Source organism: Phytohabitans kaempferiae (genome assembly GCF_042433955.1).
Lineage (GTDB): Bacteria > Actinomycetota > Actinomycetes > Mycobacteriales > Micromonosporaceae > Phytohabitans > Phytohabitans kaempferiae.
This window is the reverse complement of record NZ_JBHLUH010000060.1, coordinates 223,614-247,289: the sequence shown is the minus strand read 5'-3', so window position 1 is coordinate 247,289 and position 23,676 is coordinate 223,614. Positions and strand designations below refer to the sequence as shown.

Below are 23,676 nucleotides of genomic sequence, written 5' to 3'. Positions count from 1 at the left end.
ACGGAGAGGTGGTCGGTTGCGGGCTATCGTTCGTGCCGTCCGCGCACGAGCAGCCGGCCGGCGAGGTCGACCAGGCGCGTGGAGAGCACGACGAGCGCGACGATGACGAACACGACGGCGTAGAGACGGTCCATGCTGAACGCGTCGCCGAACCGGGTGATCAGGCCCCCGAGTCCGACGACCGCGATGAGCACCTCACCGGTGATGACGCCGTCCACGCCGCGGGCCACGCCGAGGCGAAGTCCGGCCTGGACGTGTCCCCACGCCATGGGGAGCTGAACCTGCCAGAACGTCTGTGCCGGTGTGGCCTGGAACGAGCGGGCCATCGTCACCAGATTGCGGTCGACGCTGCGCACACCGGCGGCCGTGTTGACGATGATCGGGCAGATCGCGAACAGGACCACTGTGGCGACCCGCGTCTGGAAGCCCAGGCCGAACAGCAGGATGAACAGTGGTACGAACGCCACCACCGGCGCCACCATCACCGCGTCGACGTACACGTCGAGCGTGTATCTGACCAGGGGGAACGCACCCATGAGCAGGCCGATGAGGACGCCGGCGACCACCGCGATCAGCATGCCGACGGCCAGCGCGGTGAGGCTCGCGCCAAGTTCGCGGGGGATGGTGCCGTCGAGTACGAGCTCCCACAGGCGGACGAAGACGTCGCTGAGCGGCGGCAGGTAGGCGTAGTCGAGGGTGTGGCCGGCGATCTCCCAGACGACCGCGAGGCCGAGCAGGGTGGCGATGGACGGCAGGTGCTCGTGCCAGCGCGGCGCGGCGGGCGCGGCCGGCGCGGCGTCCTGGCGGGTGCCGGTCTGCTCTGCGGTGGTCGTCATGGCCGTGCCGGCTCCCGGACGATCATCCCGCGCAGGGTGTCCCACACGTAGGAGGAGAGTTCGATGAAGCGTGGGTCGCGCCGGGTCTCGTCGTTGCGCGGGCGGGGCAGGTCCACGTCGATGAGCTCGTGGATGCGACCCGGCCGTGGACTCATGATGACGATGCGGTCGGACAGGAAGACAGCCTCGTCCATGGCATGGGTGACGAAGACGACCGTCTTGTTGTCGGCTTCGTAGATCCGTTCCAGGTCGACCTGCAGCAGGTTGCGGGTCTGCGCGTCGAGCGAGCCGAACGGTTCGTCCATGAGCAGGATCGCGGGGTTGACGGCGAGCGCGCGGGCGATACCCACCCGCTGCTGCATGCCACCGGAGAGCTGGGCCGGGTAGCTGTCGGCGAACCCGCGCAGGCCCACCATGTCCATGTAGTGGCGCACCGTCGCCTCGGCCTGCTTGCCGGTGACACCGCGTATCCTCAGCCCGAAGGCGATGTTGTCGTAGACATTCAGCCACGGCAGCAGCGCGAAGGACTGGAAGACCATGGCGCGCTCCGGACCCGGGCCGGTCGAACGGGCTCCGTTGATCAGTACCTCGCCCTGATCGTGGGGCAGCAACCCGTCCAGGATCTTCAGCAGGGTCGTCTTGCCGCAGCCACTGGGGCCGATCAGCGACACGAACTCACCGGTGCGTACCGTCAGGTCCACCTCGGACAGCGCGTGGACCTGCCGGCCGGAGGTTTCGTCGTGGTAGAGCTTGCCGACGCCGCGCAGCTCGATGGCCGTCCCGCCGCTCACCGGCCGTCTCCATGCCGGACGAGGCGGCGCTCCAGCATGCGTGCAAGGGCCATGATGACGACTCCCTCAAGTACTAGGGCGAGGATGATGGCGAAGACGGCTCCGCTGTCGAAGCGGGTCCGGTAGAACGACAGCACGCTGCCGATGCCGGAGCTGACGAGGAACAGCTCCGCCAGGACCATGCCGGTGATGGCGCGGCCCAGGCCGAGCCGGGCCCCCGCCATGATCACCGGAAACGCGTGCGGCAGGACCACGGTGCGTAGCACCTGGCTCCGGCTGGCGCCAAAGCTGTGTGCCATCTCCCGCAGCTGCGGGGGTACGGTGCGGGCGCCGACCTCGGCGTTGAGTGCGATGTAGACGAACGCGAACAGAAACACCACGACGATCCGGGAGCCCAGTCCGAGGCCGAAGATTGCCTGGATGAGGGGGAGGATCGCGATCATCGGAATGGCGATGAGGGCGACCAGGTACGGGCGGGTGAGTCGGCCGACCCAGCCGAGGCTTCCCATCGCCAGCCCGAGCGGCACCGCGACCAGCAGGGCCAGCAGGTAGCCCGCGACCATGGCCAGATTGCTCTGCGCCAGGCCGCGGGGTAACTCACCTGTCGTCGTCAGGTCCAAGGCCGAGGACAGCGTGCGAGTAAGGGTGGGTAGCCCGAGCCGGGTCGAGTCGTCGCCACCGATCTGCCAGACGGCCAGCACGATGGCGAGGAAGCCCAACCGCAGCGCGACCCTGCCCATTGACTGGGTGCGGGCGGCAGGTGGGACCGCCAATGGTCCGTTTCGCACGGTCGTCCCTTCGTTGTCCGCTGGCCGGTCACTGTCCGTTCGTACGTCAGCTGGGCGGATAGATGCTCTGCTCGTAGCCGCTGACGTTCTTGTAGGTGGTGAATCCCTTGTAGAAGGTGAGCGTCGCGTCGAAGACGTCCCGCTGCACGCCTTCCTTGGCTGGCCACGCCTTCAGCTCGGCCCACTCACCGACGACCTCACGCAGCAGGGTCGGGTCGACGTCCGGGATGAGCTGGACAGCGCGATCCTGGATGCTCTCCGGGTTGGCATAGATGTCGTCCACGGTCTCGCTGTACGCGTCGACGAAGGTCTTGACGAGATCCTTGTTGTTGTCCAGCCACTCGGTCTTGGCGTAGAACCATCCGGACGTGACCTTCTCCGGCGCGCCGAAGCCGTCGATCGCGACGAACTTGCCCGGCTGCTCCTTCTGCAGTTGCCGGAAGCGCAAGATGTGCAGGCCTGAGGCGTCGATCTGGCCGGCCAGCAGGGCGGCGGCCCGGTTCTCGGATCCTGGGATTACCACGATGTCCGGCTTGGTGCCAGGGCAGTTCTTGGCCAACCACTGTGCGGTGGAGGCCGCGATGAAGTCCGCCTGTCCCTGCACGGCGACCCTCTTGCCATTCAGGGAGGCGCAGGTGGACAGCTCCGCTTTGGCGACCATGACGAAGGTGGGATCGGTGAGGCCGAGGAACGCCTTGACCGGCAGCCCGGCGTCGATGGCTGATAGCACTTGGCCGGCACTGTTGGTAGCGACGTCGATCTGGCCGGACTGCAACGCCTGAGCCATCGCGTCGGGCTCGGAGAACTGCACCGCTTCCAGCGTGTAGCCCTTGGCCTTCATCTTGTCGATAGCCAGCGACGTCGGCACGTAGGCGAGGTCCCACGGGGCCTCGATGCCGACCTTGATGGTCCCCCCTTCGGGGACCGTGGCGGTTGAGGCGTCATCGCCGCAGGCGCTCAACAACAGCGCTGCGGTGACGGCGACCGGGAGCATGCCTTTCAGACGCATGTAGGACCCCTTTTCGGCATCCAGCGGGCCGGAAAATTCCATGTGGAGAAAATCAGTTTCGTGTGATGAAAATGGAGTATGGTGAGCCCGGCTCGCGGCTGTCAAGGGGTGATCTAGGCCCTGACTTGGGAATCTCGCCAGGCGGTGCGACGTGCTGCGGGTCGCTGGGAGAGAGGAGACCAGGGTGTTCCGTCATGTGGCGCTGTTTCGCTTCCATGAAGCGGCATCGATGACCCGGCGAACGGAGTTTCTTGCTGCGCTGGCCCGGCTGCCCGGGCAAATCCCCTCGATTCGGCAGGTGTCCTGCGGCTTCGACATGGGGTGCCAGGCGGGCAACCGGGACGCGGCGTTGATCCTCGACTTCGCGGACCAGGCCGGCTTCGACGCCTACAAGGCCCACCCTGCGCACCTTGCTCTCGTACGGGACCACGTGCGAGCGGTGGTGGCCGAGACCGTGCGCGTGCAGTATCCGCTGCTACCCGCGGACTCCACACTTGACGGTGGTCATCGTCGTAGCGAGGATGAGTCCTCGTTGTAAATTCCATAATGCGGAAGTTGACCTTCCGTGTCACGGAAGGACGCACATGCAGGTCGTAGTCCGGGCGTTGACGGTCTTGCGCACCGTCGCCGCCGCCGACGACGGTAAGTCCCTGGCAGATCTCAGCGCCGAGCTGGAGCTGGCACCGGCGACCATCCATCGCCTCCTCGCCGTGCTCACGGAGGAGGGCTACCTGTCCCGGGACAGCACCACCCGGCGCTACTTCGCCGGGCCCGGACTGCTCGACCTCGCCGTCGGCGGCCGCCCGCACCGCCTGCCCGAGCTGGCCGACCAATACCTGCGCGAGCTAGGGCACCGGTTCGACGAAACCGTGTTCCTCACCGAGCGGATCAGCGACCGGGCCGTCTGCGTGAGCATGGTGGAGAGCCGCCGCCCTCTCCGCCTATCCGTCTACACCGGACACCACCTGCCCTGGCACGCGGCGGCGTCAGCGCGGGCGATTCTGGCCTTCCTCGACGAGTCGGATATATACGCGCTGCTCGGCAACCAACGGATGACCCGCTACACCACCGGCACCCCGCAGACCATCGACGACGTGCTGGAGCATCTCGAGCAGGTGCGCAAGCGCGGATACGACGTCTGCGACGACGAGCTTGACGACCGGGTCTGGGCGGCGGCCGCACCGGTCTTCGACGGTTCGGGCGCGATCCTCGGCGCGGTCACCCTGGCCGCACCCGCGGACCGCATCTCCACACTGGAGAGCCGGTCCGCCGTGATCGAGGCGGTCCGGCGCACCGCCCGCCGGATCCACGACGGCATGCGCCGGCCACACCCGGTCCCCTCCCGGCGGACCTCGGTCGAGGTCGCCGCCGCGGCCGACTGACCGCGCCCACCCCGGGCGCGCACGCACCTTTCAAAGGATGGAACCGATGCTTGGCCAACTCCAATACACCTTGCGTAAGCAGGACGACGCCGGTCACCGCCGGGAGCTCGCGCACGATTTGCTGGCCGCCGGCGCCGGCATCGAGGACGGCCAGCCCGACTGGTACCTGCACACCGCGAGTTTTCTCACCAGGCCCAGTATCCTGCGCCGGCTCGCCAGCGAGCTGGCCGCGCTGGTGGAGCCGGACGTCGACCGGCTCGCCGGACGCGCGTCGCCGCTGCTCGCCGCGGTCGCCCTCGCGACTGGGCTGCCCTTCGCGACACTGCACCCGGGGGCCGGCTCGGACGGATACTCCATCGTGGACGGTGAGATCCACACCGACGAGCGGGTGCTGGTGATCGAGGATGTCGTCCTCAGCGGAAACACCGCCCGGGACACGGCGAACGCGATCCGAGCGGTGGGTGCCCGGGTGGACACTGTGGTGTGCGCGCTGGATCTCGGGCGTGGCGGTGCGAAGGTAGTCGCCGCCGGGGGATACCGGCTTCGCCCGGTGCTGACGGCTGACGACCTGCGCCCGCTACGCCCCGTGGACGGCACCGTCGACGATGACCTCGCCATGGCGGGATTCGCCGGGAACGGGCAAGCACCGCGGTTCGACCTGCTGGCCGACACGAGGTGCACGCACCGCTTGGGCCGCGCGCTCGGCGACCTGCTGCGTCACCGGGAGCTCAGCCACCTGCTGGTCTGGGAGCGGCCGGACGACGTCGTACTGGGCTTCGTGCTGGCCGCCGAACTGGGCTTGCCGGTGGTCCGCCTTGAGTCGGTCTCCGGTTTGCTCTACCTCAGCGGCACCTTCCCACCGTCCGCCCGGGTGGCGGTGGTCGCCTGCGCCTTCGAGTCACCCGGCGAGCTGGTGCCACTGTCGGCGCTGCTCGCCCAGACCGGGACCACGCTGGCTGCTGTCGCGGGTCTGGTTCGCACGCCCGCGGTGACCGCCGAGATCGCCGGCACCGCCGACGCCGTATTCCTGCACGAGGGGGAGGCGGCGCGGTGAGAAACGACCCGGACGAGGTGTGGCAGCGCCTGCAGCGCATCGCACAGATAACGACCGGCTCGGGTCCAGGGGTGACGCGCCTGGCGTACACCGAGAGCGAGCGCGAGGCGCACCGCCTGGTGGCCGGCTGGTTCGAGGAGCTCGGACTGCAGGTGTACACCGACCCGGTGGGCAATACCATCGCCGAGCGGGCGGGTCAGGTCCCCGGGTTACCGGCAATCGGCACCGGCTCCCACCTCGACAGCGTGCCCGAGGCCGGCCGGTTCGATGGCATCGTCGGCGTCGTCGCGGCGGTCGAGGTGGCCCGGCGCCTGGTGGGCGAGGGCATCGAGCACGCGCATCCGTTCCGGTTCGTGGTGTTCGCCGCCGAGGAGGGCGCCCGCTTCGGTCAGGCTTGTATCGGCAGCAAGGCCGCTGCGGGACAGTTGACAACGGCCGCGCTGGACGAGCTACAGGACGCCGGCGGCGTCAAGCTCGGTGACGCGATGCGCGCCGTGGGCCTGTCACCGGACCGGTTGGCGGAGGCGGCGTGGGACGGCAAGGACTGGGCCGGCTTTGTCGAGCTGCACATCGAGCAGGGCCAGGTGCTGGAGACCGCAGGCACGTCCATCGGCCTCGTTGACGTGGTCTCCGGCAGCACCCGGCTGGAGTTGACCGTACGGGGGCAGGCGTCGCACACCGGCGGCACGCCGATGCACCTGCGCTCGGACGCGCTCGCCGCCGCAGCCGAGGTCGTGCTCACCGTCGAGGAGCTGGCCAACCGGCCGCAGTGCCGAGGCACCCGGGCCACCGTCGGCCGCCTGGTCGTGGAGCCGGGCAGCATAACGACGATCCCGGGGACAGTGACGTTCGCGGTGGACGTGCGGGACGTGGACAGCGATCGGCAGCGGGCCGTCGCCGCTGAAATCATCGATGCGGCACGGTCGGTCGGAGCCCGTCGCGATGTCCTCGTCGACCTGCGGCTGCTCGCCGACACTTCGCCGGTCGTGCTCCCGGCCCGCCTGCGGCAGCTGACCACACGCGCGTGTCGTGACCTCGGCTTGTCGTATCGCACGATGCCGAGCGGCGCCAGCCACGACTGTCAGATGATTAACGCTGTCGTCCCCAGCGCTCTCATCTTCGTACCGAGCCGGTCCGGCCTCAGCCACGTCCACACCGAGTGGACTGAGCCGGCCCAGATCGTCGCCGGGATCGACGCCCTGGCGGCCAGCATGCTGCTGATGGACGCGAAGTCGAGAAGCATTCGCGTGCGGACGGCGCGAGCCGCGTGAGCAGCCTCCTCGTCACCGGCGCTCGCATCCTCGGCGGCCGCCCGGCCGATCTGCTCATCCGCGGCGGGATCATCGTGGAGATGGGCTCGCTGCCGGGAACGCGGGCCGACGCGGTGCTGGACGCGGACGGGCTCGTCGCCCTGCCCGGTCTCGTCGACCTGCATACCCATCTGCGCGAGCCCGGTCGCGAAGTCGCCGAGACCGTGTCCACCGGCACCCGCGCCGCCGCCGGGGGCGGATACACGGCGGTCCACGCCATGGCCAACACCGACCCGGTCGCCGACACACCACAACGCGTCGAGCACGTGTACGACCTGGGCCGGCGCGACGGTCACTGTGACGTGATGCCCGTCGGGGCCGTCACTCTCGGGCTGGCGGGGACCGAAATCGCCGACCTCGAAGGCATGGCCCAGTCGCGGGCAAGGGTGCGGATCTTCTCCGACGACGGGCGTTGCGTATCCGACCCGGTTATCATGCGTTCCGCACTCGTGCGCGCGACCGCCCTCGACGGTGTCGTGGCACAACACGCGCAGGACCAGGATCTGGCCGGCGTTGGGCAGGCCAACGCGGGGGAGGCAGCGCGCCTGTTGGGCGTACAGCCGTGGCCCAGCGTCGGCGAAGAGGTCATCGTGGCGCGGGACTGCCTCCTGGCTCGCGACGCCGGCGCTCGGCTACACGTGTGTCACGTCTCCACAGCCGGCACCGTCGACGTCATTCGTTGGGCCAAGCAGCGAGGAATCAGGGTCACCGCCGAGGTGACGCCGCACCACCTCATGCTGACCGACGCCCGGACCGCCGAAGCGGACACGAGGTTCAAGGTGAACCCGCCGTTGCGCAGCCGCGAAGACGTCGTCGCGCTGCGGGCCGCCCTCGCCGACGGCACGATAGACGTCGTCGCCACCGACCACGCACCGCATCCCATGGTGGACAAGGCACAGGAGTGGACCGCCGCCCCGGTCGGCATGACCGGACTTGAGACGGCTCTGGCCGTCGTCGCCGAGGTGATGCTGAGTGGTGGCGCGATGAGCTGGGGTGACATCGCCGCCTGCATGTCACACCGTCCCGCCGCGATCGCCGGGATCGCCCATCTGCACGGTCGCCAGTTGGAGGTCGGTGCGCCCGCGAACCTCTGCCTCGTCGACAGCGGCGGCAACTGGGTAGTCGATCCCGACAAGCGGTTTAGCCGCAGCGGCAACACGCCATTCGCCGGACATCGGTTTTCCCACAGGGTTGTCGCGACGATCCTGCGGGGAACCATCTCACATCAACAGGTGGCCACGTCCAGCACCTGAGGTATCGGCCCGACCTCACCCGCGTCCTTGCCTACCGTGAGCATCGGTGCCTCCGAGCACCACACCGCGGCCCTCCCGGACGCTCCGCCAAAAGAAGACCGGGAGGGCCGCTGGCCTACCAGACCCGCTCACGTTGATGTCGCACACGAAAAACGGCAACTGAGCCATCAGGGCCGCCCACAACCCGCTCACGCCGAACGACGCGCTCCTACCCCCCACGTACTCACGCCGAGCGTCGGACAACAGCGGTTTCGCTCGTTCACCTATGACGAACTGTTGGCCAATGACAAGGTCAACCTCGACATCATCTGGCGCAAGAGCCCCAGCCTCGATGACACCGACGCGCTGCTGCCCCCTGAGGTGATCGTGCGGGAGATCGTCGAGGACTTGGAGGCTGCGCTCAGCGAGTTCGCCGCGATCGCCGAGGCACTGGAGCGCGCCAAGCAGGCCAAGACGCCTACCGGTGACACGACCGTGTGACTCGGGAGTGTCGGAGGCGAAAAGCAATGGCCAGCGACGTTCGAGCACCGTCCTTGGGGCTGGCGAGTGCGCTTGCGACCCGCCGCTACCGGGGACCTCGCCTTCGCTGCGCTGTTCATGGCGGCCCTCATCGAGCCATTTACAACCCGACTTTGCTGGTACGGCAAGAGGGGCCGGATATCGATGAAGGTAAGGCTCCAGGTGAGACAGCAGTCGACCAAGATCCGATGCCCCGACCGGGAGCATCGCCTGTGCTGCCCTACCCGTCCACGATCCCTGCCTAGCCGGACGCTGATCACCTCGCCGACCGCTTCCGGCAAGACTGTAAGCAGGACCGATCCAGTGGCGGCGCCTCGGCCCAGGACGGAAAGGCGCTGCTAGTTCTCGCCGCATCCGCGCAAGGCGCCTCGAACAGAGCAGGCCGAGCACGCTCGTCCATCCTCATTCAAGAGGATCTGAGACGCCAGCATCCAGGACGTCGCCGGGATCGACACGGCGACGTTCGGTCACAGAAGCCACCGACGACAATCCGCGCGTGGCAGGACCCATCGGGCCCTGCCACGGCACTGGGTGACCAGCAAATGAGCCTGACTTGAAACGCCCTCGGCCTCATGAACCCTGAAGGTCAGAGCGCCGCCGCTCAAGCCCGGGTGCGAGGTCGTTTAGATCTTGGGGATTCCGAGGCCAGCGAGCATGGCCCGCGTTTCAGGGTCGACTGAGTAGAGGACTGCTCCGCGCATACCTCGGGTGGCGAGGACCTTGTAGGTGTTGCGGACCAGCTGGTCGAAGTTTTGGGCGCCCTTGACTTTGCTGTCGTGGCTCGCCTTTGCGTTTGCGGTCCAGGCACCGGAGCGCCAGACGAGGTCAGGACCGAGAATGACGCCGGCGTAGTCGTATTCCAGGCCCTGAGCGGTGTAGACGCAGCCGATCTGGTGGAATCCGCCCTCGTGGGTGGCCCAGAGGTCGGCCGGGGGGATTCCGTTGAGCGTCCGGTCGGCGCGAGAATTCCAGGGTCGCCGCCAGTCGCCGATCACGATGTCGTTCACAAGGCTGCCGTCGGGGCGGGCGTCGCTCCAGGGCCAGCAGTATCCGGCGGCGATCCGGGCCTGGAGTCCTTGGTCAAGCTTCCCCTTCAGGTGATGCTCCATCGCTTCCGGCGTCTCGGCGAGCCAAAGCTCGAAGCTGTCCTGCGGCTTCCATACCTGCGGCCCGTTGATGGTGAGGCCGAGGAGGTCTTCGACCCAGTCGACGTACTCCTGACAACCGCCGCATCGAAACTGGTCGCGGAGGTGTACCTCTGTGACCTTGATCCCGCGAGCTTGCGCGGCTTGCCTGATCAGGTCGATGGAGCCGACCTCACCCTTGCGGACGATCTGGTTCTCGTCGAGTAGGAACACTGGCACGCGTGCCGCGCGGATCAGCTCCTCGACCTGGGCGATGTCGGATCGGCGGTCGCGTGGTGTGAAGCGGGTGTTGGAGTTCTGCCTGATCCGGTGTGCCTCATCAGCGATGAGGACGTCGATGTCGTTTGGCTTCACGTGTGCGTAGTTGTTGAAGTAGGTGAAGACCTGCTTGGCCCTCCGATTGGTGGTGCCAAGCTGGTCGCGCAGGGTCTGGGTAAATGATTTGCTGCCGGTGGCGTGGACCGCGCTCGTGTTCAGCCGGCTAAGCGCGCCGAGGAGTTCGATAGCGATGACGCTCTTGCCCGTACCCGGGCCACCGATCACCAGGATGATCTCCTTGTGGTCGTTGGCTTGGCTCTCGTGGACCGCCCGCAACACGTGGTCGTACGCCAGGCGTTGGTCGTCGAGCAGAGTGAAGACGTTGCGGCGCAGCACGCTGTCGCTGACCGCGGACATCAACGCCCGGGTAGGCCGCGCCGGGGATTTGAGCAGGTAGTCGGCGTTGCTGGCCGCGTCGGTCGCGGAGAGCACCGCGCGGAAGAACCGGGCCATGTCGTCGCGTTGGTCGTCGCCAAAGATGCGGACATTCTGGCACACGTCGGAATCAAGACCCTGTACCGCGGGCAGGATCTGATGGAGGTCCTCCGAGGAGGCGTTGTGCATGTTGACGATGCCGTAGACGTGGGCGTTCTCCAGGGCCGGCAGGTAGTTGGTGAGAGTGTTGCAGTATGCCCAGACCTGGTTGGCCGGGTGTACCTGACTCTCCCAATTGGCGGGCAGCCCGGGTACTTTGACGAGCTCGGAGGCGGGTACTGGTTCAACCTTCGACCACTGCTTGTTCTCCACCACGACGACGCTCGGCCGGCCGTCGGCTGGGTGCGAGCCCACGAGGACAAGGTCCATCCGGCTGTTCGTGAGCGGACTGCGCAGCTCAACGAGCACTACAACCTGTTGGAGCCCTTCGGCGGCGAGAGCCTGCGTGATGGTAGGGATGCTGCGGTGCCAGGAGCGGATCTCACTCGCGTCCGGGCGGGTACCCAGTTGGAGGCGGAACGCCTGCTCCAGTTCGGCGACGAAGAGGTTGCTGTCGGTCTGGAGGATCTCGCCGACGGTGCGGCGCAGCAGACTTCGAGAGCCCATGCGGCTCTACTCCTTCTCGGTGGGTGGCGTGAAGCCAGTCGGATACCGGAGAGGTACGGCAGAAACCTTAACCGGGACCACCGACATCCCGCTGCTGCCGCAAAGGTGGGCGTGTCGCACGCGGGAGCGGGAGAACGCCCGCACGGTGCCGAGGATGGTCTCAATAGCGAGTGACCCTGCACGAGCTGCAAGAACAGGTACGACGCTTCGCCCCAGGAACGTGATTGGGAACAGTTCTACAACCCCAGAAACCTGTCCATGGCCCTTGTCAACGTCGCCACCCCAGCCGGCCCGACGCCGAACCAGGTACGCGCCGAACCCGGCAAACCGTTGCCCCTGACCGTTCTGCCTCCACCCAGCGCCTGACGCCCCTACCCACGCGACAGCAATGCATGATGGTCGGCGTGGAGGCCGACCTGGAATGGCAGCTCAACAGCACCCTCAGCATCGGGCCGTGGCCAGTGCACGTTAGCACCGACGCCAGCCACGCTCGGCTACGCGACCTGGACGCACTCGAAGATCTCAGAGACATCCACAACTGGGACCCGATGTTCACGCTCCGGTTCCCGGACGGCATAACACGCCATGTCGCGGTGAGCCGCCCAGACGACGACGGCAGTTTCACCCTCATCGACGCCGACGCCGCGGCAGCCATCGAAGCCGCCACCACCTCCGACCAAGACCCCAATGGCCTCCTGCCTGAACCCGCGGACGTTGCCAGCGCCACCGCATGGCTGCACGAGCACGGCTTCGCCACCCGTGAACACTCGCGCGGCGGCAAGCTCAGCGGCAGCCGCCTATTCGAACGCAGCGACGGCTGGCGGGCGCGATACAGCTGCGTCCTCGGCACCTGGTCGCTAGAACTGTCGCCGCCAGAACACGACTGGTTCACCAGCTTCCATCGGCTTTGCCGCGACAAGAACACCGCCTGGCGTGACGCCCTGCCAACACTCATCGGCGATCCACCACATGACATCGACATCTCTGATTCCACAGAATGATGCGGTTGACGTTGCCTTCGACCGGGCCGGAGCTCCAGGGCAGGGTCAGGCCGTGGCGGACGGAGTCGAGATCTCGGCGTAGATTGCCGGGTCGTCCTCACTCACCCCGGCGCTGACCTGGTTGAGCTCGGCCTCGCCGCCGTCCTTGGGCTTGCGCCGGCAGGCGGCCGTGATGACCAGCGAGACGGTGTTGTCGGCGCCGGTGGGGTGCACCAGTGGCATCGCGTGGGCGATCCGGTCGTCCGCCGCGGCGCTGGCGCCGGCCCGTAGCGCGGGCTCGTACCGCCCGGCGAGGAAGGCCGCCACCGCGTGCTTCGGCCACCGGGCGTCGTTCGGCCCGATCGAGGGTGTGCCGCCGACGCGTTCCTTGCGCAGCCCGTTTCGGAGCGTGTCGAACAGGAACTCCTGGGAGATGCGCATCGGGCCGTACCACAGGATGTTCGGCACCACCTCCAAGCCGGTGTTCAACTGGCCGAGCGCGGCCACCGCTGCCATGTCGACCTCCAGCCGGAGTGTCCCGAGGGTCCGCCAGCCGGCGTAGGCGGCGGCGGTGAACTGGACGTCATCGGGATCCGGGGTCGTGCCTGGCGCCGTGGCGTCGGGGGATGAACAGCAGCTTCCCCGGCAGCAGCGGCCGGATCTGCGGGACGGTCGTTCCGGCCAGCCGGAAGCCCAGCCGGAGCGCCTGCGGGTACGGGCTGCCGGGCGCCGGCGCCGCCGTGTACCCGATGTCCTCGGTGGTGATCGACGGGGCCTGGATGGCCCCTTGGTGCTCCACCGAGAACGGGAACAGCAGGAAGCCGGCCCTCATCGCGCCGGCCCTTCCGTCACGCCGCCCCCGATCCGTGGTGATCCGTCCACGACACACCCCCCGCTCTTCATATGCCGGACCACCATTCAAGATGAGCGGTCGCTTGTGGACATCGCGCGAACGTCTTTCATGATCAGCTCTTTGGATGACAACCATTGTGAGCGGGGCATAGCGGCGATCCACCGATCGTCGCCACCGCCTCCACCGGCCTTGATACGTAACTGACGGGAACACGACTACGCGCGGTCGCCGCCGGGACGGCCCTGGCAAAATCCGCCGCCGCCGAGCCTCCCACGGAATGGATTCGTGGTGATCGTTGTCTCGATGCTGGTAGCCGGTCTGGTCGGGTGTCGACGCCTGGAAACTTTCCTTCCATATGACGACACAACCTGCAAACATCTTTGTCCGCCACCTGTGACGCAGAGCAGGGCGTCATGAAAGTCGGGGCATCGTTAAGACACCCGCTCGACGTCCTACACCGACACCGGAGCCGGCGATACCTGCACCTACTACGCCGCCGCCTTGGACTGGCTTCACCACGAAGGGGCGGCGAGCGCCGGCAAGACCGTCGGGCCGGCCGGCGGCGGGCCCACCAGCGCCAGCACGAGCCGGGGTACGTCGAGCTACTCGGCGGAGCGCTACGGCACCGACCACCGCTACGCCGACCCCGTCGCGGCAAGCGACCCCGCGTGGTTCGTTGGCACCATTCCCAGCGCCGGGACGTACCGGGTGGAGGTCTGGTATCCGGCGAACTCCGGCTACAACAGCTCGGCGCCACACCTCGTCGTCGCCAGCGACCGCCCCCACACCATCAACGTCGACCAGCGGACAAACGGCGGCAGGTGGCGCAGCCTCGGCACGTTCAGCTTGGCCGGCGGCACTTCGTGCCCGTCGAGTACGACCCGTCACCGCTGCTCACCGGCGACGTCGACGGCTTCCTCGCGTACGTGACGAACGAGTCGGTCATCGTCGAGTCGCAGGGCTACGAGGTGACGAACCTCCTCTACGCGGAAAACGGCCTCAAGTTCGTGACCGAGAGCTTCATCGCCACCGAGGACTCGATCGCCAACTCTGGCACAACTCCTACACCCCCCGCCCGAGCCGCCCTGACGGGGTGCCGGTAAACGTGTTACCAGATCCAAGCGGCAGTGATCTCACCCCTGGTTTGGGTTATGGAAGCTTCAGCAACTCCCATCCTCCCAGCTCAGAAGGCACCTTCGCGCCCGGGCGCGCCGCCGTAGGCGTCGTCAGATGTGTACCTCGCCGCAGAGGTGGACGGTGAGGCCGATGGTGTGGAAGAGAGCGGCCTTGGCCAGAAGCGCCCGATCGGCGGTCCGCGCGTCGGGGGCGTAGGCGACGTTGAGGTGGTTTGCCTTGTGCCGGGCCATGAATTGGTCGCGGCTGATCCCATGCAGCACGGCGTGCATGATTGGCCACTGTGGAGTGGTCGCGTCGAGCCGGCGTTGAGTTTCCGCAGCCGGCAGCTCGCGTACGGTGGCGCGGCCGAGGTCGACGTGCAGCGATCCATCCATGATGAAGACTCGGGACCAGACGATCTCGCCGGGTTTGGCCACGCCGCTGAGGGTGCCGCCGCCGAGCGGAAAGTACATCGGCGGTTGTCGCATGCTGTACGACTTGTCGTAGCCGCCGTTGTGTACTGCCGGGACCGAGCCGGAGATCTCGAACACCCAGACGAACTCGCCGTCGTAGTCGGCGCCCCAGCGCACGTCGTGCAAAGTGGTGGCGGGGTCCAGGCCCATCGCCGTCCAGACCCGATTGGTGACCAGTGAGTCGACGGCAGCCCCCTCGTCCACTTCGTTGAAATGCGGCAGCGGCCGTCCCGGGTACAGCTCGCGGTAGCCGTCGCGGCTGCGCACCGGTGGGCGGTTGCCGTCGTTGAGCAGGCCTTCGGCCAGGTCGGACGCGGGGACGGTGTCCTTGAGCCCTTGCTGGTACTGGATGCCGATCGCGTCCAGGCCGAAGTCGTCGGCGATGCGCAGGGCGGCGATGTACATCTTGAACTGGCTGAGCAGCTGTGCCTCGGTTAGCTCGGTGGCCTCGTCGGTTCCGACGTGGAATTTCATGCCGGCCTTGTCGAGCCACGCGCGGACCTGGCCCGCCTCGGCGTCGCTGACGGTGCGCATCTCGGCGACAAGCGTGCTCTGCGACAACCGCTCCTTGTAGATGCCGAGTGGGTTCAGCAGTTCGTCGTCGATGATCGCGTTGTACATGCCCATGCAGCCCTCGTCGAGGACCCCGATGATCGCCTTGTCTGTCATGAGCTGCCGGCCGAGCGCTTGGCCGAGCGCCACCTCCGCGGTGTCGGGCAGCTCGGGCAGCTCGCGGACGTGGCTGGTGTCGTGCGTGAGCCGGCCGGTGGTGAGCCAGGTTTCGAGGCGGCGTACCGCCCAGTCGTCGGTGAAGTCCTCGCTCCAGAGCGTGGCGTGCTCGACCCTGGCCTTGGTCAGGCTGGCGGTCAGGTTGAGCAGACCGACCAGTCCGGGGAACTCTCCGTTCCAGTTCGCGGCGAGCATGATGGGCCCGCCGTGGCTACGCAGTCCGGCCAGCACATGGTGGGAGTACTGCCAGACCGCTTCCGCCACGATGACCGGCGCGTCGCGCGGGATCCGCGCGAACACCTCTATCCCGGCGCGCTGGCTGTCGATGAACCCGTGTTCCTTGGCCGGGTCCGGGTCGTGCGCGCGGCGCACCGACCGGCCGAGCTTCCCGACGGCGGCCGTCAGATCCGCCTCGAACCGCTGCTGCGCTGGCCAGCACGTGACGTTCGCGGACTGCCGCAGGTCACCGCTTGCCACGAGGTACACAGTGTCGGGCTCGCCGGCCCGTGGCTCGGTGGCGGGTGGGAACGCGTACGCGGTCATGTCAGCTCCTCGTGACTGCTGGATTGCCGGCGGGCGAGCGCGTGCACGATGTCGGCCGTGCTCGCATACAGCCGGCGGTAGAGGTCGTAGCGGTCGCCGTACTCGGCGGCGGTTTCCAGGCGCGGCGTGACGATCCGTGCCACCGGGTTCCAGTCCTCGATGGACACGTCGGTGACGAGTTGGGCGGCCAGTAGCGCACCGCCGTAGCACGCACCGATCGATACCTCGCGGATCTCCTGTGGCAGGCCGGTAATGTCGGAGACGATCTGGGTCCAGAGCCCGCCTTGGGTGCCGCCGCCGACTGCGACCACGCGCCGCACGTCGCCGCCGGCGGCCTCGATCGTCTCGATGTTGTGCCGGACGGCGAACCCGGTAGCCTCCAGCGCCGCCCGGTAGAGGTCTCCGGCGGTGTGCCACGCGGTCAGGCCAGCGAGCACGCCCCGCGCGTGCGGGTCCAGGATCGGGGTCCGCTCGCCGGCGAAGTAGGGCAGCATCAGCAGCCCGTTGCCGCCCACGCCGGCGGCGTCGGCGGCCGTGAGCAGCTCGGTGTAGTCGGGGGAACCGAGCAGCTCGCGCAGCCACTGCGTGACCGCGCCGGAGGTGGCCATGCCGCCGGCCAGGTTGCGGGTGCCGGGCCGCGCGCCCACCGTGCCCCACAGCGCCGGATGTGTGATCCGCTCCGGCACGGTGTGGATGAGGAACATCGTGGTGCCGTACATGAGCATCAGGTCGCCCACGCCGTGCGCGTCCACGCTGAGCGCCTCGGCCCACGCGTCCACCGTGCCGGTCGTCACGGGAACTCCCACCGGGAGGCCGGTCGCCGCGGCGGCCTCGGCGGTGACGGTGCCGGCGGGCTCGCCCGGCCACCGCAGCGGCGGAAGTTCGATGTGGGGCGCGATCAGCTGGTGCCACGGGTCGTACCACCGCAGCGCGACGCTGTCGTAGAGCGGCGTGCACTGGCTGGCGGAATGGTGGTCCAGCAGGTATGTCCCGGTCAGACGGAACGCCAGCCACGAACTCGGCAGGAACAGTCGCCGCGCCTTCGCGAACACCTCGGGCTCCTCGTCGGCGACCCAGGCGAGCTTGGGCCCGGCGGCCTGCGCCGACAGTGCCGACCCGCACAGCTCGAGCACCGCCTCGGCGCCCAGCTCCCGGTTGAGCCGCTCGATCTGGGCGCCCGCGCGGGTGTCCACTCCGTAGAGGATCGCCGGTCGCAGCGGCTCGCCGTCCCGGTCGGTGAGCAGTACACACGGTCCCATGCCGGAGACGCCGACGGCCGTCACGTCGTGTTCGGCGCCACCGAGCAGCTCGCGGGTGATGGAGACGAACTCGTCCCACCACACGCGCGCGTCCATCTCCACCATGCCGGGCGCCGGGCGCTGTACCGTGTGCTGCCGTACCGCCGACCGCAGCACGGTGCCGTCCGGCCCAGCGAGTACGCCTTTGCTGCTCGACGTGCCGATGTCGACGCCGACGACTGTTCCTTGCCGGTGTGCCATGGCTATCGCGGGGTTATCCGCAGGGTGTACGTGAGATTCGCCGCGGTGGACGAGATGTCGAAGTTGTGGATGACTCGCTGCTGCGCGCCGCTGAAGAGCGTGGTCTGCGTCGCCGACAGCAGCAGCCGCGTCGGCCCTGCCAGGCGGAGCTCGAATGTGCCGCCGGGACGCTCGATCCGGATACCGACCGCCTCGACCGCGGTTCCCACCCGTACCGGCAGGGGGTCGGCCTGGGTGAGCCAGCTCAGGCTGTCGTGCGGGCCGACGACCAGCGGAAGCCGTTCGACGAAAGAGGAGCTGTCGGTTTCGACGTCGACCGCGAGCTGCTCGGCCTCGAAGCGGAAGGTCTTCGCGACCAATCCGCCGCTGGGCCGGTAGGCGTAGTAGGTGTAGTCGAAGGGGCGCGTCTGGGAGATGACGCCTCGGATCCGGAAGACGCGGGACTCGGCGTCCACGAAGCCGTTGGGCAGGCGGGTGGCCCAGGTGCTGTTCGTGGCCATCTGCGTCGCCACGAAGGCGCCGGTGGTGTGATGGTAGAAGAAGGACGGTCCTTTGGGGACGGTGCTTCCCTTGGGTACGTTTCCATGGTGGCTGGCGAAGTAGAACGAGGGCCGCTTGACGAAGACGTAGTGCTGGTCGAACCGCTCGTCGGTACGGGTGACGACGAACGACGAGTTGCCGAAGTACGGGAACGCGCGGATGGCGCGCATCCGCTGGTCGTACGTCGGGAACGTCTGCTTCTTCGCCGCGTACCAGATGTTCATCGGGTCGACGGGGTTGCCGAGCGGGGCCAGTGGCTGGGTCTCCACCGCCCATCGTGTGCGCAACTCGTTCACGTGCTCGCGGTGCCAGTTGAACGCCACGGCGACCGAGCTGTCGCGGGCGAAGACGTTGAGCAGGTCGGGATAGCTGCTCTCGTCGCTGGACCGCAGGGCGGGCAGGGAACGCATGGAGAGCCGGGTAGAGATGCCGTTGACCGTGAAGCCCGCGCCGTCCGGCTCCCACAGGTAGTTGTAGCGGCACCAGTCGAAGTGCTTGAGCTGCATCCGCTTGAGCCGCTCGTCGCCGTTGAGCTCGTAGAGCCGCGCGAGCATCCGGGTGGTGACGTAGAGCGCGTAGTGCGCGTCGAAACCACCGCCCTCGTAGAGGTAGCCCGCGTCCTGGCTCTGTGCGTGCTTGACGAAGAACGTCATCCGTTCGTGATACCGGTCCATGATTCGCCTGGGCATCAGGCTTCTGATGATCCAGACGCCCATGAGGCCGGGGATGACCTGGTTCGAGAACTCCGGCCCGATGATCCAGACGTCCTCGTTCGTGGGGTCGAGGAAGTAGTCCGCGGCGCGGACCAGGGAACCGATCACCTCCGACCGGATGTCGTCCGCCCAGCCGACCTTCTCCATCAGCAGGGCGGCCTCGCCGAGAAACAGCAGGGCGTACGCGGTCACGTCACGGTTGCGGTCGACATAGCTCCACGCTGGGAACCAACCGTCCTCGCCTTGCAGCGAGATGAAGTACCGCATCGCGGCGTAGATCCGGTCGCGCAAGGCGGGGTCGCGGTAGTAGGGGTTCCACTCCCGCTGCTGGGTGTAGAACCAGGCCATCGTGTAGACGCTCTCCTGGATCCGCGCGTTGTACGGAACGAGCGGCGTTCGCCAGTACCCGCCGGTCAACCAGCCGAACGTCGCCTCGTTCTCGGTGTCCATCTTGTTGGCGAGGTCGGGGAGCGTGACCAGGTACCGGGCGAGCCGCTGCTCGGCGGGGTCGAACTGGCTTCGGACCAGGGTTTGCGGGTCGAACGGGTCGACCGGCGGAAGGGTGTCTGCGGCGGGCGCGGGCTGCGCCGCGGCCGGTGCCGCGGCCTGCGAAGCCAGTGCGAGACCCGCCATCGCGGATACGCCGACGCCCATGAGCGTCCGGCGGGTCAGGTTCGCATCGGATGTGCCGTTCGTGTCCATGATCCTCCTCGTTGATGCGGTGGTGGGGGGACGCCGTCAGGAGGTTTGAGGGGGTCCGCGCAGGGGCCATCGCCAGGGCTCCCTGGTAACGTGGGCGTTGCGTTGATGTAACGCTGCATCAGCTTGCAGCCAGGACCTATCCGTGTCAAGGGTGGGGCCCCGCGCAAGCGCTGTGGCCCCGAAGTGAACGGAACGAATAGGATCCGAGCAATGGTCAAGGTGAAGGAGATCGCCGCGGCTGTTGGCGTCTCCCCGTCGGTGGTGTCGGCCGTCCTCAACGGAAGCCGGCACGTGCGCATGAGCGAAGCGACCCGCGCCCAGGTCCTCGCCAAGATCGAAGAACTTGGCTACACCGCCAACTTCGCCGCGCGTTCCCTGCGCACGTCCCGCTCGGGCGTCCTGGCGGTCGTCGCACCCAAGCTGAGCAACCCGGTCTTCGCGCCGATGTTCGACGGCATCCACGACGCCGCCGAGGAGAGCGGATACGTGATCATGCTCGCCGAGGCCACCCGGCTGGTCGACGGCTCACGCATGCTCGAGCGGATCCTCGGCCACGGCCAGGTCGACGGCACCATCCTGCGGCCCAGCTCGGGCATCGACTCGGCCGGCGTGCGGTCGGTGTTCCGAGGACAGGCGCCGATCGTCGTGCTCGACGAGGTGCCCGACCTCGCCCAGCCCTGGCTGGCCATAGACGACGTCGCCGCCGGTCGGGTCGCCACCGAGCACCTGCTCGAGCGCGGGCACACACGCATCGGCTACCTGGGCGGCTGGTTCCACGCGCACGCCACGTTCCAGCCGCTGGAAGGCTTCCGCCACAACAACCTTCGCCGGCTCGATGGATATCAGGCGGCGCTGAGCGCCGCGGGCATCGAGCCACGGACCGACTACGTGATCGAGACCGACTACACCGCACACGCCGGCCGCGAGGCCGTCAAGCAGCTCACAGCCCTGCGTGACCGGCCGACGGCCATCGTCGTCAACAACGCCACGACATCGATCGGTCTGGTCGGCGGAGCGATCGCGGCCGGCCTGCGGGTGCCCGACGACCTGGCCGTGATCGCGATCCACGACATCGACATGCTTTCCGAGGTCAGCCCGGCGATCAGCGCGGTGCGCATGCCGATGTACGAGCTGGGCTACACGGGCACGAAGCTCGCCGCGAAGGCGATCGACGGGGAGACCTTCGAGTCGTACGTGATCAAGGACCCGCCGCCACACATCCTGCACCGCGAAACAACCTAGTCGTCGTTCCGTGATCTCCCATTGACAGACCGACTGTCGCTGACGTTTGATGCAACGTGACATCAAGCCCTCACCACGAGCCGAGGAGATCAGGTGGTCGACCAGGACAGCACCGGACCAACGATCCTGCTGCGATCGTCCTGGCAGACGTCCAACATCGGTGACGTGGCACATTCGCCTGGTGCCCTGCGAGCCATCGCTCGTCACGCACCCGGCGCCCGGCTGATCCTCTGGCCGGTGCAGATCGACCAGCGCGAGCGGAACATGTTCGCGACGGCCTTCCCCGAGGTCGACATCGTCGACGGGGAACTCCGTCCGGACGGCGCGACCACCCCGGAGCTCGACGCGGCGCTCGCGGCCGCCGACGTGCTCGTGCACGGGTCTGGACCGAGCCTGGTCCGCGCCGAGGACATGCTCGTCTGGGCCGCGACGACGGGCAAGCCCTACGGCTTCTTCGGCGTCTCCCTCGACCCGCTCAACCCCATGTTCACCGGTGCTCTTGACGAGATCGAGACGATGGTGCGGTCCCTTGGCCGGAGCGGCATCGACGAGCACCTGCTGGCGGCGCTCGACGGCGCGGCCTTCGTGTACTGCCGCGACTCGATCACCGAGCGGCTGCTGCGGGCGCTCGACCTGGCCTGCCCCACGGTGGCGTTCGGCCCGGACGCCACGCTCGCCTTCGACGTCCTCGACGAGGTGACGGCGGCTCGGGTCAAAGCCGAGTACGGCCTGGTCGACGGGGCGTACCTGTGCGCCGTGCCGCGGCTGCGCTGGACGCCCTACTTCGAGATGCGCGGCGAGCCGCCAAGCCTCCAGGACGCGCGTCGGACCGCGTACAACGAACTCTGGGTCGACCACGACCTCGGCGTCCTCGCGGCCGTGATCGTCGTCTACGTCCGCCAGACCGGCAACCCCGTGTTGGTCGCGCCCGAAATGGCCTACGCGGTGGGCCTCGCGCAGCGGTACTTCGGCGGCTCGTTGCCGGCCGACGTCCGACCCCACGTCCACGTGCTGGATCGGTTCTGGTCGGCACCGGAGGCGATGACCGTCTACCGCGACGCCCAGGCGGTCGTCAGCATCGAGTGCCACTCGCCGCTCATGGCGACGAGCCAAGGTACGCCGGCCATCTACCTGCGTCAGCCGACGGACACCGTCAAGGGTCGGATGTACGCCGACCTGGGGGCGCACGCCCGCATCACCGAGATTGGCGACGGACCGCTCCCAGCCGTCACGGCACTGCGGCGGATCCTCGACGACCCGGCGACCGCCCGGGCCCAGACGAGAGCGATCCGCGACCGAGCACACCAACACCTACACACGATGGCCCGACGCGTCGTCGCCTGCGCCGAGGCGGCACCCGCGAGCGTGCTGACGTCGGGATCACATAAGGAGTGAGCGATGCGAAACACCACGAGACGCTCGTCGATTCCACTCGCCGTCATGCTCTCGCTGAGCCTCGGCGTTACCGCCTGCGGCGGGGGTGACGACCCCGGGCCGCGGGCGGACGACGCCAACGTTGACCTGAAGGCCCCGGTGACTATCACCGTCGGGGACAAGCCCCCGACGAGCGAGCCGGAGGAGCGCAAGTTCTTCGAGGAACGGATGGCCGCGTTCAAAGCCGCGAACCCGAACATCACGATCGAGGCCCGGGAAGAGCTGTGGGACGCGCAGACGTTCCAGGCGCAGCTCGCCGGGGGCAACCTGCCGGACGTACTGGCGGTGCCGTTCACCGAGGCCAACTCGCTGGCCGAGCGCCGGCAGGTCGCGGACATCTCCCAGGCCATCAAGCTCGCCGGTCTCACCGCCCAGCTCAACCCGGATCTGGTCGGCCTCGTCACCGCCAAAGACGGCGCCGTCTACGCCATCCCGACCGCGGCCCAGGCGCTGGGCCTGATCTACAACCGTGACCTGTTCCTGCGGGCCGGACTCGACCCGGAGAAGCCGCCGCGCACGTGGCCAGAGGTTCGCGACGCCGCCCGGCAGATCAGCCAGACGACCGGCGTCACCGGGTTCGCCACCATGACGACCGAGAACCAGGGCGGATGGATGCTGGCCGCGGGCATCTACAGCTTCGGCGGCACCGTCGAGGACGCGGCGGGCGCCAAGGCGACGTTCAACGACCAACCGGCCAAGGACTATCTGGAACTGCTGCGCGGCATGCGGTGGCAGGACAAGTCCATGGGCAGCAACTTCCTCTACAACGCGGCCGGGCTGGTGGAGGACTTCGCCGCCGGACGGATCGGGATGTTCATCGGGTTCTCCGGGCTGTACCGCCCAGCCGTGATTCGCAACGAGATGCCGGCCAAGAACTTCGGCATGGCCCCGATGCCGGTCGGCGGCAACGCCGCGCCAGCCTCACTCACCGGTGGCGTCATCCAGGTGGTCAGCCCCAAGGCCACACCTGCGGAACGGGTCGCGGCGGTGAAGTGGATCGACTTCTTCTATCTCAAGCAGTTCGCCGACCAGTCCCTGGCGGTGGCGCAGGCGAAAGCCGGCGCGGCGTCCGGGCAGGCGGTGACCGTGCCGGAGCGTCCCGCGGTCAGCCAGGAGGCGTACGACCGGTACTTCGAGTGGATCGCGCCGTACCTCAACGTCCCGGTCGCCAACTTCGACACTTACATCGACGCCTTTGACGATCAGCGTCTGCAGCCCGAGCCCGCGGTAAAGGCCCAGGAGGTCTACAGCGAGTTGGACGCCGTCGCCCAGAAGGTGCTCACCAAGGAGGGCACCGACATCGCCGCCGTCCTGACCGACGCGGAAGCAGCGGTAAACCGCCTCCTACGTCGGTGATACCGGCCGGCTGGACGGCATCGACGGCGGTGCCGTCCAGCCGGGGAAGC

At 68.0% G+C, this 23,676-nt stretch carries 22 protein-coding genes; 12 read left to right on the top strand and 10 right to left on the bottom strand.

All coding sequences use genetic code 11. From position 1 onward, the window contains the following. Window positions 1-23: 23 nt before the first annotated feature. From ACFFIA_RS28745 to ACFFIA_RS28730, 4 genes are all read right to left on the bottom strand, one after another. Window positions 24-836, bottom strand: coding sequence for an ABC transporter permease (locus tag ACFFIA_RS28745; protein ID WP_377256408.1), 813 nt, complete (start codon window positions 834-836; stop codon window positions 24-26). Further along, window positions 833-1,627, bottom strand: coding sequence for an ABC transporter ATP-binding protein (locus tag ACFFIA_RS28740; protein ID WP_377256405.1), 795 nt, complete (start codon window positions 1,625-1,627; stop codon window positions 833-835). The genes ACFFIA_RS28745 and ACFFIA_RS28740 overlap by 4 nt, the downstream gene beginning before the upstream one ends. Then, window positions 1,624-2,346, bottom strand: coding sequence for an ABC transporter permease (locus ACFFIA_RS28735; RefSeq protein ID WP_377256402.1), 723 nt, complete (start codon window positions 2,344-2,346; stop codon window positions 1,624-1,626). The genes ACFFIA_RS28740 and ACFFIA_RS28735 overlap by 4 nt, the downstream gene beginning before the upstream one ends. 115 nt (window positions 2,347-2,461) lie before the next feature. Beyond that, complete coding sequence (locus tag ACFFIA_RS28730; RefSeq protein ID WP_377256400.1) at window positions 2,462-3,466, bottom strand: ABC transporter substrate-binding protein; 1,005 nt, start codon at window positions 3,464-3,466, stop codon at window positions 2,462-2,464. Between the two features lie 142 nt (window positions 3,467-3,608). Here ACFFIA_RS28730 and ACFFIA_RS28725 point away from each other — a divergent pair, with 142 nt between their 5' ends. The 6 genes from ACFFIA_RS28725 (at window position 3,609) to ACFFIA_RS28700 (ending at window position 8,903) form a co-directional block, all read left to right on the top strand. Further along, window positions 3,609-3,962: a Dabb family protein gene (locus tag ACFFIA_RS28725; protein WP_377256397.1), complete on the top strand. Its 354-nt coding sequence runs from the start codon at window positions 3,609-3,611 to the stop codon at window positions 3,960-3,962. A 46-nt stretch (window positions 3,963-4,008) separates the two neighbouring features. Continuing rightward, window positions 4,009-4,806 (top strand): IclR family transcriptional regulator, encoded by a 798-nt coding sequence (locus ACFFIA_RS28720; protein WP_377256394.1) that lies wholly within the window; start codon window positions 4,009-4,011, stop codon window positions 4,804-4,806. A 46-nt stretch (window positions 4,807-4,852) separates the two neighbouring features. Further along, the gene (locus tag ACFFIA_RS28715; RefSeq protein WP_377256391.1) at window positions 4,853-5,860 is read left to right on the top strand and encodes an orotate phosphoribosyltransferase; all 1,008 of its coding nucleotides are present in this window, start codon (window positions 4,853-4,855) and stop codon (window positions 5,858-5,860) included. Continuing rightward, window positions 5,857-7,131: a Zn-dependent hydrolase gene (locus ACFFIA_RS28710; RefSeq protein ID WP_377256389.1), complete on the top strand. Its 1,275-nt coding sequence runs from the start codon at window positions 5,857-5,859 to the stop codon at window positions 7,129-7,131. The genes ACFFIA_RS28715 and ACFFIA_RS28710 overlap by 4 nt, the downstream gene beginning before the upstream one ends. After that, window positions 7,128-8,423 (top strand): dihydroorotase, encoded by a 1,296-nt coding sequence (locus ACFFIA_RS28705; RefSeq protein ID WP_377256386.1) that lies wholly within the window; start codon window positions 7,128-7,130, stop codon window positions 8,421-8,423. Before ACFFIA_RS28710 ends, ACFFIA_RS28705 begins: the two co-directional genes overlap by 4 nt. A gap of 276 nt (window positions 8,424-8,699) precedes the next feature. Beyond that, window positions 8,700-8,903 (top strand): hypothetical protein, encoded by a 204-nt coding sequence (locus ACFFIA_RS28700; protein WP_377256383.1) that lies wholly within the window; start codon window positions 8,700-8,702, stop codon window positions 8,901-8,903. Between the two features lie 662 nt (window positions 8,904-9,565). Here ACFFIA_RS28700 and ACFFIA_RS28695 read toward each other — a convergent pair. Then, window positions 9,566-11,248, bottom strand: coding sequence for a DUF2075 domain-containing protein (locus tag ACFFIA_RS28695; RefSeq protein WP_377256380.1), 1,683 nt, complete (start codon window positions 11,246-11,248; stop codon window positions 9,566-9,568). 602 nt (window positions 11,249-11,850) lie between these two features. Here ACFFIA_RS28695 and ACFFIA_RS28690 point away from each other — a divergent pair. Next, window positions 11,851-12,447 carry a hypothetical protein gene (locus tag ACFFIA_RS28690; protein ID WP_377256377.1) on the top strand — a complete coding sequence of 199 codons (597 nt, stop codon included), beginning with the start codon at window positions 11,851-11,853 and terminating at the stop codon, window positions 12,445-12,447. A gap of 45 nt (window positions 12,448-12,492) precedes the next feature. Here ACFFIA_RS28690 and ACFFIA_RS28685 read toward each other — a convergent pair whose 3' ends face one another. Together ACFFIA_RS28685 and ACFFIA_RS28680 are read right to left on the bottom strand one after the other, a co-directional pair. Beyond that, complete coding sequence (locus ACFFIA_RS28685) at window positions 12,493-12,942, bottom strand: hypothetical protein (RefSeq protein ID WP_377256374.1); 450 nt, start codon at window positions 12,940-12,942, stop codon at window positions 12,493-12,495. 67 nt (window positions 12,943-13,009) lie between these two features. After that, window positions 13,010-13,258, bottom strand: a complete 249-nt coding sequence (locus ACFFIA_RS28680; protein ID WP_377256371.1) for a hypothetical protein — start codon at window positions 13,256-13,258, stop codon at window positions 13,010-13,012. A gap of 522 nt (window positions 13,259-13,780) precedes the next feature. Here ACFFIA_RS28680 and ACFFIA_RS42550 point away from each other — a divergent pair. Beyond that, window positions 13,781-14,209 (top strand): golvesin C-terminal-like domain-containing protein, encoded by a 429-nt coding sequence (locus ACFFIA_RS42550; protein ID WP_446686985.1) that lies wholly within the window; start codon window positions 13,781-13,783, stop codon window positions 14,207-14,209. Continuing rightward, window positions 14,101-14,382: a hypothetical protein gene (locus ACFFIA_RS28675; protein ID WP_377256369.1), complete on the top strand. Its 282-nt coding sequence runs from the start codon at window positions 14,101-14,103 to the stop codon at window positions 14,380-14,382. Before ACFFIA_RS42550 ends, ACFFIA_RS28675 begins: the two co-directional genes overlap by 109 nt. 123 nt (window positions 14,383-14,505) lie before the next feature. On the opposite strand, the gene ACFFIA_RS28670 is transcribed toward ACFFIA_RS28675, so the two are convergent. The 3 genes from ACFFIA_RS28670 to ACFFIA_RS28660 are packed head-to-tail and all read right to left on the bottom strand — an operon-like array spanning window position 14,506 to window position 19,594. Then, entirely contained in the window at window positions 14,506-16,140 is a 1,635-nt protein-coding gene (locus ACFFIA_RS28670; protein ID WP_377256366.1) for a fucose isomerase, read from the bottom strand. Continuing rightward, window positions 16,137-17,639 carry an FGGY-family carbohydrate kinase gene (locus ACFFIA_RS28665; RefSeq protein WP_377256364.1) on the bottom strand — a complete coding sequence of 501 codons (1,503 nt, stop codon included), beginning with the start codon at window positions 17,637-17,639 and terminating at the stop codon, window positions 16,137-16,139. Before ACFFIA_RS28665 ends, ACFFIA_RS28670 begins: the two co-directional genes overlap by 4 nt. 2 nt (window positions 17,640-17,641) lie before the next feature. Then, a complete protein-coding gene (locus ACFFIA_RS28660) occupies window positions 17,642-19,594 on the bottom strand; it encodes a hypothetical protein (protein WP_377256361.1) in 1,953 nt (650 codons plus the stop codon). A gap of 210 nt (window positions 19,595-19,804) precedes the next feature. On the opposite strand from ACFFIA_RS28660, the gene ACFFIA_RS28655 reads away from it, so the two are divergent. The 3 genes from ACFFIA_RS28655 to ACFFIA_RS28645 all read left to right on the top strand — a co-directional run bounded on the left by ACFFIA_RS28655 (window position 19,805) and on the right by ACFFIA_RS28645 (window position 23,626). After that, the gene (locus tag ACFFIA_RS28655) at window positions 19,805-20,836 is read left to right on the top strand and encodes a LacI family DNA-binding transcriptional regulator (RefSeq protein WP_377256358.1); all 1,032 of its coding nucleotides are present in this window, start codon (window positions 19,805-19,807) and stop codon (window positions 20,834-20,836) included. Window positions 20,837-20,929: 93 nt separating this feature from the next. Next, on the top strand, window positions 20,930-22,231 hold the full coding sequence (locus ACFFIA_RS28650) for a polysaccharide pyruvyl transferase family protein (RefSeq protein ID WP_377256355.1): 1,302 nt from the start codon (window positions 20,930-20,932) through the stop codon (window positions 22,229-22,231). A gap of 3 nt (window positions 22,232-22,234) precedes the next feature. Continuing rightward, window positions 22,235-23,626 (top strand): extracellular solute-binding protein, encoded by a 1,392-nt coding sequence (locus ACFFIA_RS28645; RefSeq protein ID WP_377256352.1) that lies wholly within the window; start codon window positions 22,235-22,237, stop codon window positions 23,624-23,626. Window positions 23,627-23,676: the final 50 nt, after the last annotated feature.

Coding starts and splice junctions, on each gene's coding strand:
- ACFFIA_RS28745 (WP_377256408.1), bottom strand. CDS start 836: ATGACGACCACCGCAGAGCAGACCGGCACCCGCCAGGACGCCGCGCCG.
- ACFFIA_RS28730 (WP_377256400.1), bottom strand. CDS start 3,466: ATGGAATTTTCCGGCCCGCTGGATGCCGAAAAGGGGTCCTACATGCGT.
- ACFFIA_RS28720 (WP_377256394.1), top strand. CDS start 4,009: ATGCAGGTCGTAGTCCGGGCGTTGACGGTCTTGCGCACCGTCGCCGCC.
- ACFFIA_RS28715 (WP_377256391.1), top strand. CDS start 4,853: ATGCTTGGCCAACTCCAATACACCTTGCGTAAGCAGGACGACGCCGGT.
- ACFFIA_RS28685 (WP_377256374.1), bottom strand. CDS start 12,942: ATGGCAGCGGTGGCCGCGCTCGGCCAGTTGAACACCGGCTTGGAGGTG.
- ACFFIA_RS28680 (WP_377256371.1), bottom strand. CDS start 13,258: ATGAGGGCCGGCTTCCTGCTGTTCCCGTTCTCGGTGGAGCACCAAGGG.
- ACFFIA_RS28670 (WP_377256366.1), bottom strand. CDS start 16,140: ATGACCGCGTACGCGTTCCCACCCGCCACCGAGCCACGGGCCGGCGAG.
- ACFFIA_RS28665 (WP_377256364.1), bottom strand. CDS start 17,639: ATGGCACACCGGCAAGGAACAGTCGTCGGCGTCGACATCGGCACGTCG.
- ACFFIA_RS28660 (WP_377256361.1), bottom strand. CDS start 19,594: ATGGACACGAACGGCACATCCGATGCGAACCTGACCCGCCGGACGCTC.
- ACFFIA_RS28655 (WP_377256358.1), top strand. CDS start 19,805: ATGGTCAAGGTGAAGGAGATCGCCGCGGCTGTTGGCGTCTCCCCGTCG.
- ACFFIA_RS28645 (WP_377256352.1), top strand. CDS start 22,235: ATGCGAAACACCACGAGACGCTCGTCGATTCCACTCGCCGTCATGCTC.